This window comes from Streptomyces lucensis JCM 4490 (assembly GCF_014650035.1).
In the GTDB taxonomy this organism is placed as follows: Bacteria; Actinomycetota; Actinomycetes; order Streptomycetales; family Streptomycetaceae; genus Streptomyces; species Streptomyces lucensis.
Genome location: NZ_BMUE01000002.1, coordinates 750,780 through 765,628, shown reverse-complemented (window position 1 = coordinate 765,628; position 14,849 = coordinate 750,780). Strand labels below are relative to the sequence as shown.

The following is a 14,849-nucleotide window of genomic DNA, read 5'->3' as shown; positions in this document are numbered from 1 at the left end:
ACGTTAACGACGTAACTGGCAAGTTCGATAACACTCACTTGTTATCGTTGGAAACATGCAGTCGGAGCATTCCGCAGCCGCGGACAGCAATCGGGACCGGATCATCGCCGCGGCGGCGCGGCTTCTCGCCGAGGGGGGCCGTGAGGCACTGTCCACGCGGGCGGTCAGCGCGGCGGCGGGCGTGCAGGCGCCGACCATCTACCGGATCTTCGGGGACAAGCAGGGGCTTCTCGACGCGGTGGCGGCCCACGGCTTCGCCGCGCACCTGGAAGCCAAGAGCCACGTCCGGCCCAGCGGCGACCCCGTCGAGGACCTGCGTGCCGGCTGGGCGCTGAACATGGAGTTCGCCCTGGCCAATCCGGCCCTGTACTGCCTCATGTACGGCGAGCCCCGGCCCGGCGCGGCCTCACCCGCCGCCGAGGCCGCCTTCGAGCACCTCGGCTCCTACGTGCACCGCATCGCCGAGGCCGGCCGCCTGCGCGTCACCGAGGAACGCGCCGCACGCCTGATCCACGCCGCGGGCAGCGGCACCGCTCTGGCACTGATCGCCCTGCCCGAGGAGCAGCGCGACCTCACCGTGTCCGAGATGGCCCGTGAAGCCGTCATCGCCGCCGTCACGACCGCCGCCCCCGTCGAGGCCGCCCCGGGGCCGGCCGGTGCGGCGGTCGCCCTGCGCGCGGTCCTTCCGCAGACCTCCGCGCTGAGCGCCGGCGAACGCGGCCTGATGGAGGAGTGGCTCGACCGCATCGCCCGGTAGCCAGCAGCGAGGGCTCAGGACCGCAGCGCAGGAGGGCTCAGGACCGCAGGGCGCTCGGCTGTTCGGGCAGGTGGGTGGCGACCACGCGGCCCGCGGGGGTGACCTCGCGGCGCCGGTCCACCGCGTAGGCCGCGCCGGCCACGCCCAGGCCCAGTACCGCCAGTGCCGCACCGGCCGGCGCGGGTGACGTCACGCCGAAGCCCGCCGCGAGGGCCAGGCCGCCGATCCAGGCGCCGCCGGCGTTCGCCAGGTTGAAGGCCGCCTGGTTGGCCGAGGAGGCCAGGGACGGCGCGGAGGAGGCCTTCTCCATCACCATCAGCTGGAGCGGGGAACCGGTGACGAAGGCCGCCATGCCGAGGAGGGCCACGGCCAGGGCCGCGCTCCACGGCGCCCGCATCAGCAGCGGGAAGAGGAGCAGGACCGCCACGAGCGACGCGAGGCCGCCGAAGAGCGTGCCGCGCAGCGAGTGGTCCGCGAGGCGGCCGCCCAGGAGGTTGCCGGCGGTGGCGCCCACGCCGAAGAGCGCGAGGAGCAGCGTCACGTCGGCCTTCGCGAAGCCCGCGGCGTCCGTCAGCATCGGGGTGACGTAGCTGTAGGCGGCGAAGAGCGCGCCGAAGCCCGCCACCGTCGTGCCGAGGGCCAGCCAGACCGGCAGCGACCTCAGCGCGGCGAGTTCGCCGCGCAGGCCGGTCGTGGGGGCCTGGACGCGGTCGTGCGGGATCAGCAGGGCCAGCGACGCTATCGCCGCGAGGCCGATCGCGCTCACCCCGAGGAAGGTCGCCCGCCAGCCGAAGTGCTGGCCCGTCAGCGTGGCGGCGGGGACGCCCGCGATGTTGGCGACGGTCAGACCGAGGAACATCAGGGACACCGAGCGGGCCTTGCGCTCCGGGGGGACCATCGCCGTGGCGACGACCGCGCCGACACCGAAGAAGGCGCCGTGCGGCAGGCCGCTGACGAAGCGGGCGGCCAGCAGGGAGCCGTTGCCGGGGGCGAACGCGGAGAGCGCGTTGCCCACGACGAACAGGGCCATCAGGGCGATGAGGACGGTGCGGCGGGGCATGCGGGCCGTCGCCGCGGCGAGCAGCGGGGCGCCGATGACGACGCCCAGCGCGTACGCGGACACCAGGTGTCCGGCGGCGGGGATCGAGATGTGCAGGTCGTTCGCGACGTCGGGCAGGAGGCCCATCATCACGAACTCGGTCGTACCGATGCCGAAGGCGCCCACGGCGAGGGCGAGCAGGGCCAGGGGCATGAGGGGACCTGTGCCTTTCCAAGGGGAGAGCGGAGTTCCGTACAGCTTAAGTTCAACTGCGGAACAAAGTCTCCCCCGCCCCCTGTTCCCGCGGGTTACGAGGACGTGTCCAGGCTCACACGGGCCGCCACCGGCAGGTGGTCGCTGTTCGTGCGCGGAAGGGTCCAGGAGCGCTCCGGCTCGACACCCTTGACCATGATCTGGTCGATGCGCGCCATCGGGAACGAGGCCGGCCAGCTGAAGCCGAAGCCGCTGCCCGCCGCGCCCTGCGTGGAGCGCATCTGGGAGGTGACGGCGTTCAGGGCGCGGTCGTTCATCGTGCCGTTGAGGTCGCCGAGCAGGACGACGCGCCGGACGGTCTCGTCGGCGATGGCCTCGCCGAGCGCGTCGGCGCTCTTGTCGCGCTGGCGGGCCGTGAACCCGGCCTGCATCTTCACCCGCACCGAGGGCAGGTGGGCGACGTAGACAGCGAGGGGGCCCTTCGGGGTGGCGACGGTGGCACGCATCGCGCGCTTCCAGCCGAGCTTGATGTCCACGGCCCGCACGTCGGTCATCGGGTACTTGCTCCACAGGCCGACCGTGCCGACGACCGCGTGGTACTTGTACGCCGGCGCGAGCGCCTTCTCGTAGACGGGCGCGGCGGAGGCGGGCAGTTCCTCGAGGGCCAGGACGTCGGCGCCGGACGCGGCGACGTCGGTGGCGGTCGTGGCCGGGTCCGGGTTGTCGGCGTTGACGTTGTGGGTCGCCACCGTGAAGTCGCCGCCGCCGGCCGACTTGTCGCTGAGCAGCCCGCCGAAGAGGTTCAGCCACATGACCGTCGGGAGCAGGAGCGCGATCAGGGCGGTCGCCGACTTGCGGACCAGGCCGAGGAGCAGCAGCACCGGGATGGCCAGGCCCATCCAGGGCAGGAAGGTCTCGGTGAGGCTGCCCAGGTTGCCCACCCGGTTGGGGATGCGGGAGTGCACCAGCATCACCAGGGCGAGCAGCAGGGCCAGGACGGCGAGGACGATGCCGCGGCGCCAGACGCGCGGGTCCCCGCGCCAGCCGTCGAGCAGGCGGTGTGTCAGGCGCCGGAGCCGGGAGCCAGGTCGCTCGGGCTCCGAGCCGCCGTCCGCCGTCTCCGTCATGTACGCCTGCTGCGTCATACCGTCTGCCTCACTGCCTGCCGTGCACACCGTTCGCCCCCGTGCTCTTCCGACCCTAGGGGATGATCGGCCGTCTTCCCGCCGTCCCGTGGCGGCCGTACGGAAGACGAGGACGAACGAAGCGGTGCCGGGAGTTCCGTTCAGACCCGGTACCGGTGGAGTCTGTGACGAAACGCGCACATTGCGGTTACGCCGCCGCCGGGCTGACGGGGCGTAGGCCCTGAAGCACCGTGTCGACGATGTGTTCCGGCAGATGCTCGGGCAGATCGGCGTCGGGGCGCATCACCGCGCGGACGAGCATGGGGCCGACGAACATGTCGTTGGCCAGTTCCAGGTCGACGTCCGGCCGGAGTTCGCCGTCGCGCTGCGCGCGGCGCAGCACCTCCATGGTCAGCACGCGCCGGGGCTCTATGACGGCCGTGTGGTACGCGGCCCAGATCTTCGGGCTGGACTTCATCTGGGCGTACACGTTGTGCAGGAGCGCGGAGGAGCGGGTGGCGAGTCCGCGCCGGCGCAGGGACTCCAGCAGGACGACGAGGTCGTCGCGCAGGCTGGTGCCGGGCAGTTCGGGGTCGGGGGGTTCGGCGGCGCGCACGACGTCGACGAACAGTTCCTCCTTGCCGCTCCAGCGGCGGTAGATGGTGGCCTTGCCGACCCCGGCCGTGCGCGCGACCCGCTCGATGGAGAGCTCGGCGAGCGGTACGCCGTCCTCCAGGAGCTTCATCACGCCTTCCAGAATGGCGCGTTCCACGGCTTCGCTGCGCGGTCGTCCCCGCGCGGGTCCGCCGGGTCGCGGCCGGCTGCCGACAAGGCTCACGTCGTCCCGTCCTCTCACTGTGCTGCGGGAATTGTCCCGCAGCGGCCTCCCTCCCCCGTGGAACCATGTTCGGAAACTCAGTCCGCCGCGGCGACCAACTCCGTTTCCTTCTCGTCCTTCCGCCCGGCCGGCGGCCTGCCCGGCAGGAACAGGGCCGTCACCACGGCGCCGATCAGCGCGACGCCGACTCCGCACAGGGCGGTGACGTGCATGGCGTGCAGGAACGCGTCGTTGGCGGGGTCGACCAGGGCCTTGCCGCGCGGGCCGAGCTTGCCGGCGACGCCGAGGGTGGCCTCGATGGACTCGCCGGCCGTCTTCCTGAGGCCGGCCGGCAGCAGGCCGAGCTTGTCCTCGATGCCGTTGCGGTAGGAGGTGGCGAGCACCGAGCCGAGGACGGCGATGCCGAGGGCGCCGCCGACCTGGCGGAAGGTGTTGCTGAGCGCGGAGGCCGACCCGGCCTTCTCGCGGGGCAGCGCCTGCATGATCACGACGGAGGTCGGCGTCATGATGTGCGCCATGCCGGCGCCCATGAGGAAGAACACGACCTCCAGCAGCCAGATCGGCGTGTCGGCCTCGAAGGTGGCGAAGGCGCCGAGGGTCGCCGCGATCACCACGAGGCCCGCGGTGGTGGTGGCCTTGTTGCCGAACCGGTCGACGACGAGCCGGGCCCGCGGGGCGAAGATCAGCTGCGCGACGGCGAGCGGCAGCATCAGCAGGCCGGACTGCAGCGGCGTGTAGCCGCGCACGCTCTGGGTGTAGAAGACGCTGAAGAACGTGACGCCCATCAGCGCGAAGAAGACCAGCGCGATGGCGCTCATGGCGGCCGAGAAGACCTTGTTCCTGAAGTAGGAGACGTCGAGCGAGGGGTGGTCGCTGCGCTTCTCGAAGATCACGAAGGCGGCGAGCACGGCGACGCCCGCCGCGATGGTCGCCAGCACCTTGGCGTCGGTGAAGTCGGCCAGCTCGCCGCCCTTGATGATGCCGTAGACCAGCAGCACCAGGCCGACGACGGACAGGACCACGCCGACGGGGTCCAGGCGGCCTGGGCTGGGATCGCGGGAGTCGGGCACCAGCCAGGTCATCAGGACGAGCGCGAGGATCACGATCGGCACGTTGATGAGGAAGACCGAGCCCCACCAGAAGTGGTCCAGGAGGGCGCCGCCGGTGATCGGGCCGATGGCGATGGCGAGGCCGACGCCGCCCGCCCAGATGCCGATGGCCTTCGGCTGCTCCTCGCGCTCGAAGACGTTCATCAGCACGGCGAGGGTGGCGGGCATGACGAAGGCGGCGCCGAGGGCCATCACGGCGCGGTAGGCGATCAGCTGGTTCGGGGTGCCGGACTCGGCGGCGAGCGCGGAGCCGATGCCGAACACCGCGATGCCGCCGAGCAGCACCTTCTTGCGGCCGATCCGGTCGCCCACGAGGCCGGCGGTGAACAGCAGGCCGGCGAAGACGAGGGTGTAGGCGTTGATCGCCCACTCGATCTCGCTCTGGGTGGCGCCGAGGCCGGTGGGCGCCGGGGTGGAGATGGTCTTGATGGCGACGTTCAGGATCGAGTTGTCGAGCACGACGATCAGCAGGCTGAGCATCAGCACGCCGAGAATCGCCCAACGGCGCCGGTGCACCGCTTCCGGTATCCGGGGGGCAGGGACGGTACTTGTCATGCGTTCGAGCCTACGACCATTCCGATACGGAACCGTCTCGTATCTTATTCTTTTTACCAAGGCCTTACGCGCCGGGAGCCGGCGGGGATCACAGTCGGCCCCCCTGGCCCCCACCGGCACGAGGTGCCACCATGGAGGGCGATCCGGGGACGCCGTCAGGGCGCCTCGAGACGACTGAAGGAGCCGTTGCCATGACGCAGCTTTCGGCTGCCCAGAAACAGCCTTCCGACGGCAGCAAGGCGCTGTACGGAGGGAAGGGCACCCGCCGCATCACCGTCCGCGACATCGCCCTCGCCAAGGAGCGGGGCGAGAAGTGGCCCATGCTCACCGCCTACGACGCGATGACCGCGTCCGTCTTCGACGAGGCCGGCATCCCGGTGATCCTCGTCGGCGACTCGGCGGGCAACTGTCACCTCGGGTACGAGACCACCGTGCCCGTCACGCTCGACGAGATGACCATGCTGTCGGCGGCCGTCGTACGCGGCACCACCCGCCCGCTGATCGTCGGCGACCTGCCCTTCGGCTCCTACCAGGAGGGTCCGGTGCAGGCCCTGCGCTCGGCGACCCGGCTGGTGAAGGAGGCCGGGGTCGGCGCGGTGAAGCTGGAGGGCGGCGAGCGCTCGCACGAGCAGATCCGGCTGCTGGTGGAGTCCGGCATCCCGGTGATGGCCCACATCGGCCTGACCCCCCAGTCCGTCAACGCGATGGGCTACCGCGTGCAGGGGCGGGGCGAGGAGGCGGCGCAGCAGCTGCTGCGGGACGCGAAGGCCGTGCAGGACGCGGGCGCGTTCGCGGTCGTGCTGGAGCTGGTCCCGGCGGAGCTGGCGGCCGAGGTGACGCGGGTGCTGCACATCCCGACGGTGGGCATCGGCGCCGGCCCGGAGACGGACGCCCAGGTGCTGGTGTGGACCGACATGCTGGGGCTGACGTCCGGCCGGGTGCCGAAGTTCGTCAAGAAGTACGCGAACCTGCGTGAGGTCATGGGCGACGCGGTGAGGGAGTTCGCGCAGGACGTCGTCGGCGGGACGTTCCCGCTGGAGGAGCACTCCGTCCACTAGCCACTGCGGCAACACCCGGACAGCCCGCCGATCGTCCCCCGTCGGCGGGCTGTCCCTTTGTCCGCGACCCGCCTGTGACTCCGTGGCTGTGCGTCGAAGCTTTGGCCTCAACTCGGCCGGGGTAAAGGGCAGTTGGAGTGCACTTCTTGTAACGGAGTGGCGTCGAAAGAGCCTTGAGGCCTCCCTGGGGCCTGCGCCGGTGGTGCACTGGCGTGTGGGACGTTCTACGTCCGGGGGGAGGGACGATGACCCAGACGGACACCACCTGCCGCGACTGCTCCGCCGCCACCGTGCCGGGAGCCGCCTTCTGCGGCGCGTGCGGTACCGCCCTGGCCGCCGCCGACGGGGCGCGCACGGCACGCGGCCTGGCCGTGCCCCGCTGGGACGGCGGCCGGGACCTGACCCGGTACATGTGCGCGGCCGTCTTCCTGGACCGCAGTTACGCCGACTCCCTCATCAGGGACGTCGCCGCCGAGCCGCACCTGGGCGTGGCGCCGGCGCCCGGGTGCGACGTGCCCGTGGTGCTGCGGTACGCCTACGAGGCGAACGCACGGCGGCACGCCAGGGACCTGCTCCTGGCGGCCGAGTTCCTGGTGATGGCCGTCGCACTGCTGATGGGCAGCTTCCTGGCCGTGTGGCTCATGTTCCTGGCCGCCTGGGCGACGACCCTGCTGTTCGCGCTCTCCACCCAGTACGGCGAGCGCCTCCAGCGCCTGCGGCCGGACCGGTTCGACCCGGCCGGGGCGCCGCCGCCGCCCAACGAGGCCGTCGCCCAGCGCCTGCGCCAGATCGACGGGTACGCGCACGGGAACCTCACCGTCTACAGCGGCTTCTCCCCCTTCACCGGGTACGGCCAGGAACTCGACTCGTGGTCGCTGGTCTTCGACGTGACCGCCTCGGGGCGCGAGGGCGTGGCGCCGCGGGACTTCGACGTCACGGACCTGTACGCCCACATCGCCCGGCGGATCGGCGAGCTGTCGCTGCCCTGCCTGGAGCTGGAGGAACGGGTCTTCGTGGAGGGGTCGGCGGTGCTGGGCGACGCCCGCTTCCTGCCGGAACCCCTCGGCCGCCCCCTCGCCCAGGCCGGCCCCGACCTGGTGGACGCGCTGAAGCGGGCCCCGGAGGAGACCGCCCGCGCCTATCTCGTCGCCCACTCCTCGGGCTGGGGCGGGGAACTGGTCACCTCGGTCTTCCTGCGGCTGGTGCGCTCGGACTCCAATCTGTTCGTGGAGGCCCTGCCGACCGTGCTGTGCCCGCTGCTGGACCGGTACCGGACCATCGACACCCTCATGCCGCGCCCCTCGCCGCGCGAGTTCCTCGCGATGGTGCTGCAGAACCTCTTCAGCGCGCCGTTCGTGCTGCTCGCCTCGCCGGGGCGCGCGGTCACGGGCTTCTTCCCCGACTTCGGGATGCGGAAGCGGCTGAAGAGGCAGCACCGGCAGATCACGCGGCTCGGGATGTTCGACTACGGAGCGCGCAAGAGCGTGCGGCAGCTCGCCTCCGCCACGGACCACCGGCGCTACTTCCAGAAGGTCGACTCCGGCATGGTCCTCAAGACCGTCGAGCGGCGCATCCTGGACGCGCTGGTGGAGTTCGCCGAGGACCACGACATCGACGCGGGTGACCTGATCCGGCGTCAGGAGACCATCATCAACAACGGCATCATCGCCACCGCGGGGGCGAGCGTCGAGTCGAGCGCGGTCGCCTCGGGCGACAGGTCCCGCATCTCGACCATCCTCAAGAAGATCCCGCGGCCCAACACGGACTGACGGACGGCAACGGAACGGACGAACGGGGACCGGTATGAACGGACGCAGCAACGACGGCGTCATCGCTACGGGAAACGCCCAGGTCAGGAACGCGGTGGTCGCGAGCGGCAGCAACGCGCGCGTCGACTTCCGCGTCACGGAACGGGAGGCGGACGACGCCGCCGACGGCCGTACGCTCACCCCGCAGGAGATCAGCGACCTGCTGGCCCGGTTCATCGAGGACCTGCGCCGGTCCGATCACCCGGAACGGGAGGACCTGGCCGAGTTCGCGCAGGACGCGCGCGAGGAACTGGCCGCGCCGGAACCCCGGACGGGGAAGCTGCGCCGGGTCGCGAAGGCGCTCGTGGAGGCCGTGCCCGGCTTCGCCGCGCTGGCCTCGCTGGCGGTGACGATCGAGGAAGCCGTCCGGGGGCTGTAGGCGGAGGCGGGGCCATGCACTTCTGCGTTCACTGCGGCGTGCGCGTCGAGGACGCCGCGCAGCCGGTCTGCCCGAACTGCGGTGCACCGCGCGCCGGGGAACCGGCCGGGGCCGCCGGCCCGGGCGGGTACGTGCGCGTGGGCGCCACGCGCCTGCCGGTCTGGCTGCCCTGGGCCCTGGTGGCCGTCCTGGCGGCCGGCGGCGTGACGATCGCCATCGCCGTCACGCACCGCTCCGACACGTCCTCGGCGGGCGGCCTGCCCGTAGGCGCGGTGTCCCCCGGGACCACGTACGGCGACGAGGGCGCCACCCCGTCCACCGGCGACGGGTACGGCACTACGCCGACCTACCCCGACGACGGCGGCTCGTCCGACGACGGCGGCGGCGGCGGATACGAGGACGGCTCGGACACCGACACCGCGGAACCGTCGCAGGACACCCAGGACGCGAGCACGGTCGTCACGACGTACTACGACCGTCTCAACGCCGGGAACTACTCGGCGGCCTGGGACATGGGCGGCCGCAACCTCTTCAAGGGCTCCTACTCGCAGTGGGTGGCGGGCTTCGACTCGACGGCGCACGTCGAGGTCACCGCCACCGACGACGGCTACGGCGATGTGCGCGTCGACATCCGGGCGAGCCAGACCGACGGCAGCGTCCGCGTGTACACGGGCACCTACACCGTGCAGGACGGCGAGATCGTGGGCGCCGACATACAGCAGGTGTCCTGACGGCCGACGAGCCGCGGCTCCCCCGCCGACGCCGGCCGGGGGGCTGTCGGCGGCTTGTCGGCGGCCTTGTCGGTGGCTTGTCGGCGTCTTGTCGGTGGGCCCTGACACTGTCGTCCACATGACACGCATCGACGACAACCCCACCGGCGTGGGGCACGCCGTGACCGTACGGGGGCTGGTCAAGCACTACGGCGAGACCAAGGCACTGGACGGTGTCGACCTGGACGTGCGCGAGGGCACCGTGATGGGCGTGCTCGGGCCGAACGGCGCCGGCAAGACCACCCTCGTCCGCATCCTGTCCACCCTGATCGCCCCGGACGCCGGGCAGGCCACCGTGGCCGGCTACGACGTCGTACGGCAACCGCGGCAGCTGCGCCGGGTGATAGGACTCACCGGCCAGTACGCCTCGGTGGACGAGAAGCTGCCCGGCTGGGAGAACCTGTACCTGATCGGCCGCCTGCTGGACCTGTCCCGCAAGGAGGCCCGCGCCCGCGCCGACGAGCTGCTGGAACGCTTCTCCCTGACGGAGGCCGCCAGGCGGCCGGCCGGCACCTACTCGGGCGGCATGCGGCGGCGGCTGGACCTCGCCGCCTCGATGATCGGCCGGCCCGCCGTGCTGTACCTGGACGAGCCGACCACCGGACTCGACCCCCGCACCCGCAACGAGGTGTGGGACGAGGTGAAGGCGATGGTCGGCGACGGCGTGACCGTGCTGCTCACCACCCAGTACATGGAGGAGGCCGAGCAGCTCGCCTCCGAGCTGACCGTCGTGGACCGGGGCCAGGTCATCGCGAAGGGCGGCATCGAGGAGCTGAAGGCCAAGGTCGGCGGGCGCACGCTGCGGGTCCGCCCGCTGGACCCGCTGCAGCTGCGGCCGCTGGCGCACATGCTGGACGAACTGGGCATCACCGGGCTCGCGTCCACCACCCTGGACACCGAGACCTCGACCCTGCTGGTGCCGATCCTCAGCGACGAGCAGCTGACCGCGGTGGTCGGCGCCGTCACCGCGCGGGGCATCACGATCTCCGCCATCACCACCGAACTGCCCAGCCTGGACGAGGTCTTCCTGTCCCTCACCGGCCACCGCGCCAGTGCCCCGCAGGACGCCGCGCCCGCCGACGACCGCCAGGAGGTCGCCGTATGAGCACCGCCACCCTTTCCCCGGCCGCAGCGAAGGCGGACACGCCGATCCCGCTGCGCGCCCACCTGCGGCACACCGGCGCGCTGATCCGCCGCAACCTGCTGTGGATCCGCCAGGACCCGGAGTCGATGTTCGACGCCGTCCTGTTCCCGGTCATCTTCACCCTGCTGTTCGTGTACGTCTTCGGCGGCTCCATCGGGCAGTCTCTGGGCGGCGGCCAGGACCGGTACGTCCAGTACGTCATCCCCGGCCTGCTGGCCATGATGGGCATGAACATGGCCCAGGGCGTCGGCACCGGCTTCAACCAGGACTTCAACTCCGGTGTCATGGACCGCTTCCGGTCACTGCCCATCGGGCGCGGCTCCGTGCTCTTCGCGAAGATCGCGGTGGAGCTGATGCGGATGCTGTTCGCGTCCGTGGTGCTGATGGTGGTCGCGGTCCTCGTGGGCTACGACATCAAGCACTGGCCGGGGCTGCTGGCCTCGATCGGGCTGTCCGCGGTGTTCGGCTCGGCGCTGATGTGGGTGTTCCTGACCCTCGGCGTGGTGATGAAGAACGCCCAGTCGGTGCAGGCCATGGGCTTCCTGGTGCTGATGCCGCTGCAGTTCGGCTCGTCGATCTTCGCCCCGCCCGCCTCCATGCCTGGCTGGCTGCAGGCGTTCACCGACTACAACCCGCTGTCCACGCTGGCCGACACGGCGCGCGGCCTGATGGAGGGCGGCCCGATCGCCCACGACCTGTGGGTGACCCTGATCTGGTCGGTGGGACTCACCGCGATCATGGCGCCGGTCGCCATCCACAAGTTCCGCACGAAGAGCTGACGCCCGCCGTGCCGTCAGACCAGGGCGGTGGCCTCCGCGAGGGAGAGGCCACCGCCCTCGGCGTACGCCGCCTCGTACGACCGCTCGTCGAGCGCCGCCCTCGTCCGGGCCTCGGTCATGTCGCGCATCCGGCGCTCCAGGCCCGAGGGGATGTGGCCGGGCGGCAGCAGGGCGTCGGCGGCGGCCAGGCAGCGGGCGGCGTCGGCGGCGCGGTCACCGCCGCCGGCGTGGGCCAGGGCCATGGCGGCGATGGCGAGGCACAGGCAGTGCAGGTGCGGGGTGATCGCCTGGGACAGCGGGTCCGCGGCGTGGCGCAGTGCCTTGCGCACCCGGGTCAGCGCCTCCTCGATCCGGTCGTCGAGCGCGTCCACCCAGGCCTCCTGGCTGAGGATGAGGGCGTCGAAGACGGCGAAGTGGGCGATCTTGAACTCCTCGCGCAGGGTCGTCAGTTGCCCGCGTGCCTCGGCGGTGCGGCCGGTCAGGCCGAGCCAGTAGGCGAGGTAGAGCCGTGCGGTGGGCATGGCCTCGTTGTGGGCGCCCTCCTGGCTGGCGATGACGTCCCGGAGCAGCCGCTCCCCGCGTTCGGGCTCGCCCGCCTCCAGGAGCACGTTGCCCAGGCGGGCGCGGAGGGCGGCGGCCTGGACGCGGGCGCCCAGGCGTTCGGCGTACTCGACGGCGGACTGGTAGTCGGCGGCGGCCTCCGCGTAGGCGCCCTTGCGCTCGCGGGCCTCGCCGCGCGCGGACAGCGCCTCGGCCGTGCCCCAGCCGTCGCCGAGGCGGCGGTAGATCTCCAGCGCCTCGTCGGCGTCACGGGTGGCGCTGCCGGCCCAGGCGGTGCGGTTGGCGAGGAGGTTGGCGCGCAGCTGGAGGGCGCCGGCCAGCTCCCACTCGTAGCCGGGGGTCTCCCGGCAGGTCCGCACGGCGGCGTCGACGATGGTGCGCAGCCGGTCCACGCCGCTGGTCAGCATCTCGGCGAAGAACCACAGCATGCCCGGGGCGCGGCAGGTCTGCGGCAGACCGGGCTCGTAGACCTGGGTGATGACGCGCAGCTTGGCCTGGGCCTCGGGGGTCTGCCAGGCCTCCATCTCGGTGTCCATCGTGGCGAGATGACTCAGGTGGACGCCGCGCCGGGCCTCCAGCAGCACCTCGCCGGTGTACGGGGGCGGGCTGTCGGTCGGCCGCCGCCACACCGGGAGGGCGCGGCGGACCGGTTCGGTGAACGGGTCGGGTCCGAGCGCCATGACCTCCAGGCACCAGCCGCGGACCTCGACGCGCTGGTCGCGCATCTGCCAGAACCACTGCAGGGACAGCACCAGGCACAGCGCCTCCTGTTCGTCGCGCAGGGCGACGGCGTGCCGCAGGGCGGTGCGCAGGTTCTCGTACTCCCGCTGCATCCGGTCGATGGCGGCACGCTGTTCGGGGCCGCGCAGCAGCGGCTCGGTGGTGCGGGCGAGTTCGCGGTAGTGCGTGAGGTGGGCGCGCTCGGCCGCGGCGCGGCCGCCGGCCTCGTCGAGCCGTTCGGCGGCGTACTCGGCGACGGTCTCCAGCAGCCGGTAGCGCATCCCGCCGTCCGCGCCGGGGGTGGCCACCACCAGGGACTTGTCGACCAGGGAGCCGAGCGCGTCCAGGGCGACGGGGCCGCACACCGCCTCGGCGGCGGCCAGGTCGCAGCCGCCGGCGAAGACGGACAGCCGGGCGAGGACGTCCCGCTCCTCGGTGTCCAGCAGTTCCCAGGACCAGTCCACGACGGCTCTGAGGGTCTGCTGGCGGGGCAGCAGGGTGCGGCTGCCCGAGGTGAGCAGCCGGAAGCGGTCGTCCAGGCGGTCCGCTATCTGGCGGGGCGTGAGCATGCGCAGGCGGGCCGCGGCGAGTTCGATGGCGAGGGGCAGTCCGTCGAGCCGCCGGCAGATCTCGGCGCACGCCTCGGGGTCGTCCTGGACCCGGAAGCCGGGGCGGGCCGCCGCGCCGCGCTCGGCGAGCAGCCGCAGCGCGACCGGTTCGGGCAGTGGTTCCACCGGCCGCACCAGCTCCCCGGGCACCGCGAGCGGTTCGCGGCTGGTCGCGAGGACGGTCAGGCCGGGGCAGCGGGCCAGGAGCCGCTCGGCCAGCCGGGCGGCGGCCTCGACGACGTGCTCGCAGTTGTCGAGAATGATCAGCATGCGGCGCCGGGCGCAGTGCTCGACGAGCCGGTCGACGGGGTCGTGCCGGTCGGTGACCGCGCGCATGCTGTCGACGCCGGCGCCGTGCAGCACGGTCTCGCGGGCGCCGATCGCGGTGAGCACGGCCTGCGGCACGGCATCCGGGTCGTCCACGGGGGCCAGTTCGGCCAGCCACACCCCGTCCCGGACGGTGTGCCGTACCGCCTCGGCGGCCTCCTGCGACAGCCGGGTCTTCCCGGCTCCGCCGGGCCCGAGCAGGGTGACGAGACGGGCCGCGGCGAGGTCGGCGCCGATGGCATCGATGTCGGTCTCCCGGCCGACGAAGGAGGTGAGCCGGGCCGGCAGGTTGCCGGGGCGTGGCTCGGGCCGGGTGTCCGGGGGCGGCTGGCTCAGCAGCTCGGCGTGCAGTGCGCGCAGTTCGGGGCCGGGGTCGGAGCCGAGCCGGTCGGCGAGCAGCCGGCGTACGTCCTCGTATCCGGCGAGCGCCTGGGCGGGGCGGCCTGCGTCGCGCAGGGCGCGCAGCCGCAGCGCCTGCAGCGGCTCGTCGAGGGGATGGCTGTCGCACAGGGCGGTCAGCTCGGGCAGTGACCGATCGGCCTGCCCGAGGGCGAGGGCGGCGGTGTGCCGGGCGCGCAGGGCGTCGAGGCGGCGGGTCTCCCAGCGGGCCGCCTCGGCGGTGTGGCCGGGCAGGTCGGCGAGGGCGGGGCCCTGCCACAGGGCGAGGGCGTCGTCGAGGACGGCGGCGGCCTTGGCCGGGTCGCCGTCGGCGAGGGCGCTCAGGCCGTCGCCGGTGAGCCGGTCGAAGCGGGCGAGGTCGACGTCGTCGGGTGCGGCGGTGAGCCGGTAGCCGCCCTCCGCAGAGGCGACGGCGTCCGCGCCGAGGAGGCGCCGCAGCCGGCCGACGAGCGCCTGGAGCGCGCCGCCGGCGTCGGCGGGCGGGTCGCCGTCCCACACCTCGTCGACGAGCACGCCGACCGGCACGGTGCGGCCGGCCCGCAGGGCGAGCACGCTCAGCAGGGCGCGCAGCCGCGCCCCGCCGACCGGGACGGCCGTGCCGTCGGGGCGTATTGCCTGGGTGGGGCCGAGCAGCCGATAGCGCACGGGGTCCATTGTCTCC

12 protein-coding genes are annotated in these 14,849 nt (G+C 72.7%); 7 read left to right on the top strand and 5 right to left on the bottom strand.

Annotated features, from left to right (window positions below):
- Window positions 1-55 precede the first annotated feature (55 nt).
- Window positions 56-757: a TetR/AcrR family transcriptional regulator gene (locus IE177_RS07605; RefSeq protein WP_190013967.1), complete on the top strand. Its 702-nt coding sequence runs from the start codon at window positions 56-58 to the stop codon at window positions 755-757.
- Between the two features lie 37 nt (window positions 758-794).
- On the opposite strand, the gene IE177_RS07600 is transcribed toward IE177_RS07605, so the two are convergent.
- The 4 genes from IE177_RS07600 to IE177_RS07585 form a co-directional block, all read right to left on the bottom strand.
- Complete coding sequence (locus IE177_RS07600; RefSeq protein ID WP_190013966.1) at window positions 795-2,009, bottom strand: MFS transporter; 1,215 nt, start codon at window positions 2,007-2,009, stop codon at window positions 795-797.
- Between the two features lie 95 nt (window positions 2,010-2,104).
- Window positions 2,105-3,154, bottom strand: coding sequence for an endonuclease/exonuclease/phosphatase family protein (locus tag IE177_RS07595; RefSeq protein ID WP_190013965.1), 1,050 nt, complete (start codon window positions 3,152-3,154; stop codon window positions 2,105-2,107).
- 187 nt (window positions 3,155-3,341) lie between these two features.
- Window positions 3,342-3,971, bottom strand: coding sequence for a TetR/AcrR family transcriptional regulator (locus IE177_RS07590; RefSeq protein ID WP_190013964.1), 630 nt, complete (start codon window positions 3,969-3,971; stop codon window positions 3,342-3,344).
- A 77-nt stretch (window positions 3,972-4,048) separates the two neighbouring features.
- Window positions 4,049-5,635 carry an MFS transporter gene (locus IE177_RS07585; protein ID WP_190013963.1) on the bottom strand — a complete coding sequence of 529 codons (1,587 nt, stop codon included), beginning with the start codon at window positions 5,633-5,635 and terminating at the stop codon, window positions 4,049-4,051.
- 191 nt (window positions 5,636-5,826) lie between these two features.
- On the opposite strand from IE177_RS07585, the gene panB reads away from it, so the two are divergent.
- The 6 genes from panB (at window position 5,827) to IE177_RS07555 (ending at window position 11,573) form a co-directional block, all read left to right on the top strand.
- Window positions 5,827-6,693, top strand: coding sequence for a 3-methyl-2-oxobutanoate hydroxymethyltransferase (panB, locus tag IE177_RS07580; RefSeq protein ID WP_190013962.1), 867 nt, complete (start codon window positions 5,827-5,829; stop codon window positions 6,691-6,693).
- Between the two features lie 245 nt (window positions 6,694-6,938).
- Window positions 6,939-8,462 (top strand): zinc ribbon domain-containing protein, encoded by a 1,524-nt coding sequence (locus tag IE177_RS07575; protein WP_190013961.1) that lies wholly within the window; start codon window positions 6,939-6,941, stop codon window positions 8,460-8,462.
- A 34-nt stretch (window positions 8,463-8,496) separates the two neighbouring features.
- Window positions 8,497-8,880, top strand: coding sequence for a hypothetical protein (locus tag IE177_RS07570; protein ID WP_190013960.1), 384 nt, complete (start codon window positions 8,497-8,499; stop codon window positions 8,878-8,880).
- 14 nt (window positions 8,881-8,894) lie between these two features.
- The gene (locus IE177_RS07565) at window positions 8,895-9,611 is read left to right on the top strand and encodes a zinc ribbon domain-containing protein (protein ID WP_190013959.1); all 717 of its coding nucleotides are present in this window, start codon (window positions 8,895-8,897) and stop codon (window positions 9,609-9,611) included.
- A gap of 118 nt (window positions 9,612-9,729) precedes the next feature.
- The gene (locus IE177_RS07560; RefSeq protein WP_190013958.1) at window positions 9,730-10,755 is read left to right on the top strand and encodes an ATP-binding cassette domain-containing protein; all 1,026 of its coding nucleotides are present in this window, start codon (window positions 9,730-9,732) and stop codon (window positions 10,753-10,755) included.
- Window positions 10,752-11,573: an ABC transporter permease gene (locus IE177_RS07555; protein ID WP_190013957.1), complete on the top strand. Its 822-nt coding sequence runs from the start codon at window positions 10,752-10,754 to the stop codon at window positions 11,571-11,573. Before IE177_RS07560 ends, IE177_RS07555 begins: the two co-directional genes overlap by 4 nt.
- A gap of 14 nt (window positions 11,574-11,587) precedes the next feature.
- On the opposite strand, the gene IE177_RS07550 is transcribed toward IE177_RS07555, so the two are convergent.
- Complete coding sequence (locus IE177_RS07550; protein ID WP_190013956.1) at window positions 11,588-14,842, bottom strand: AfsR/SARP family transcriptional regulator; 3,255 nt, start codon at window positions 14,840-14,842, stop codon at window positions 11,588-11,590.
- Window positions 14,843-14,849: the final 7 nt, after the last annotated feature.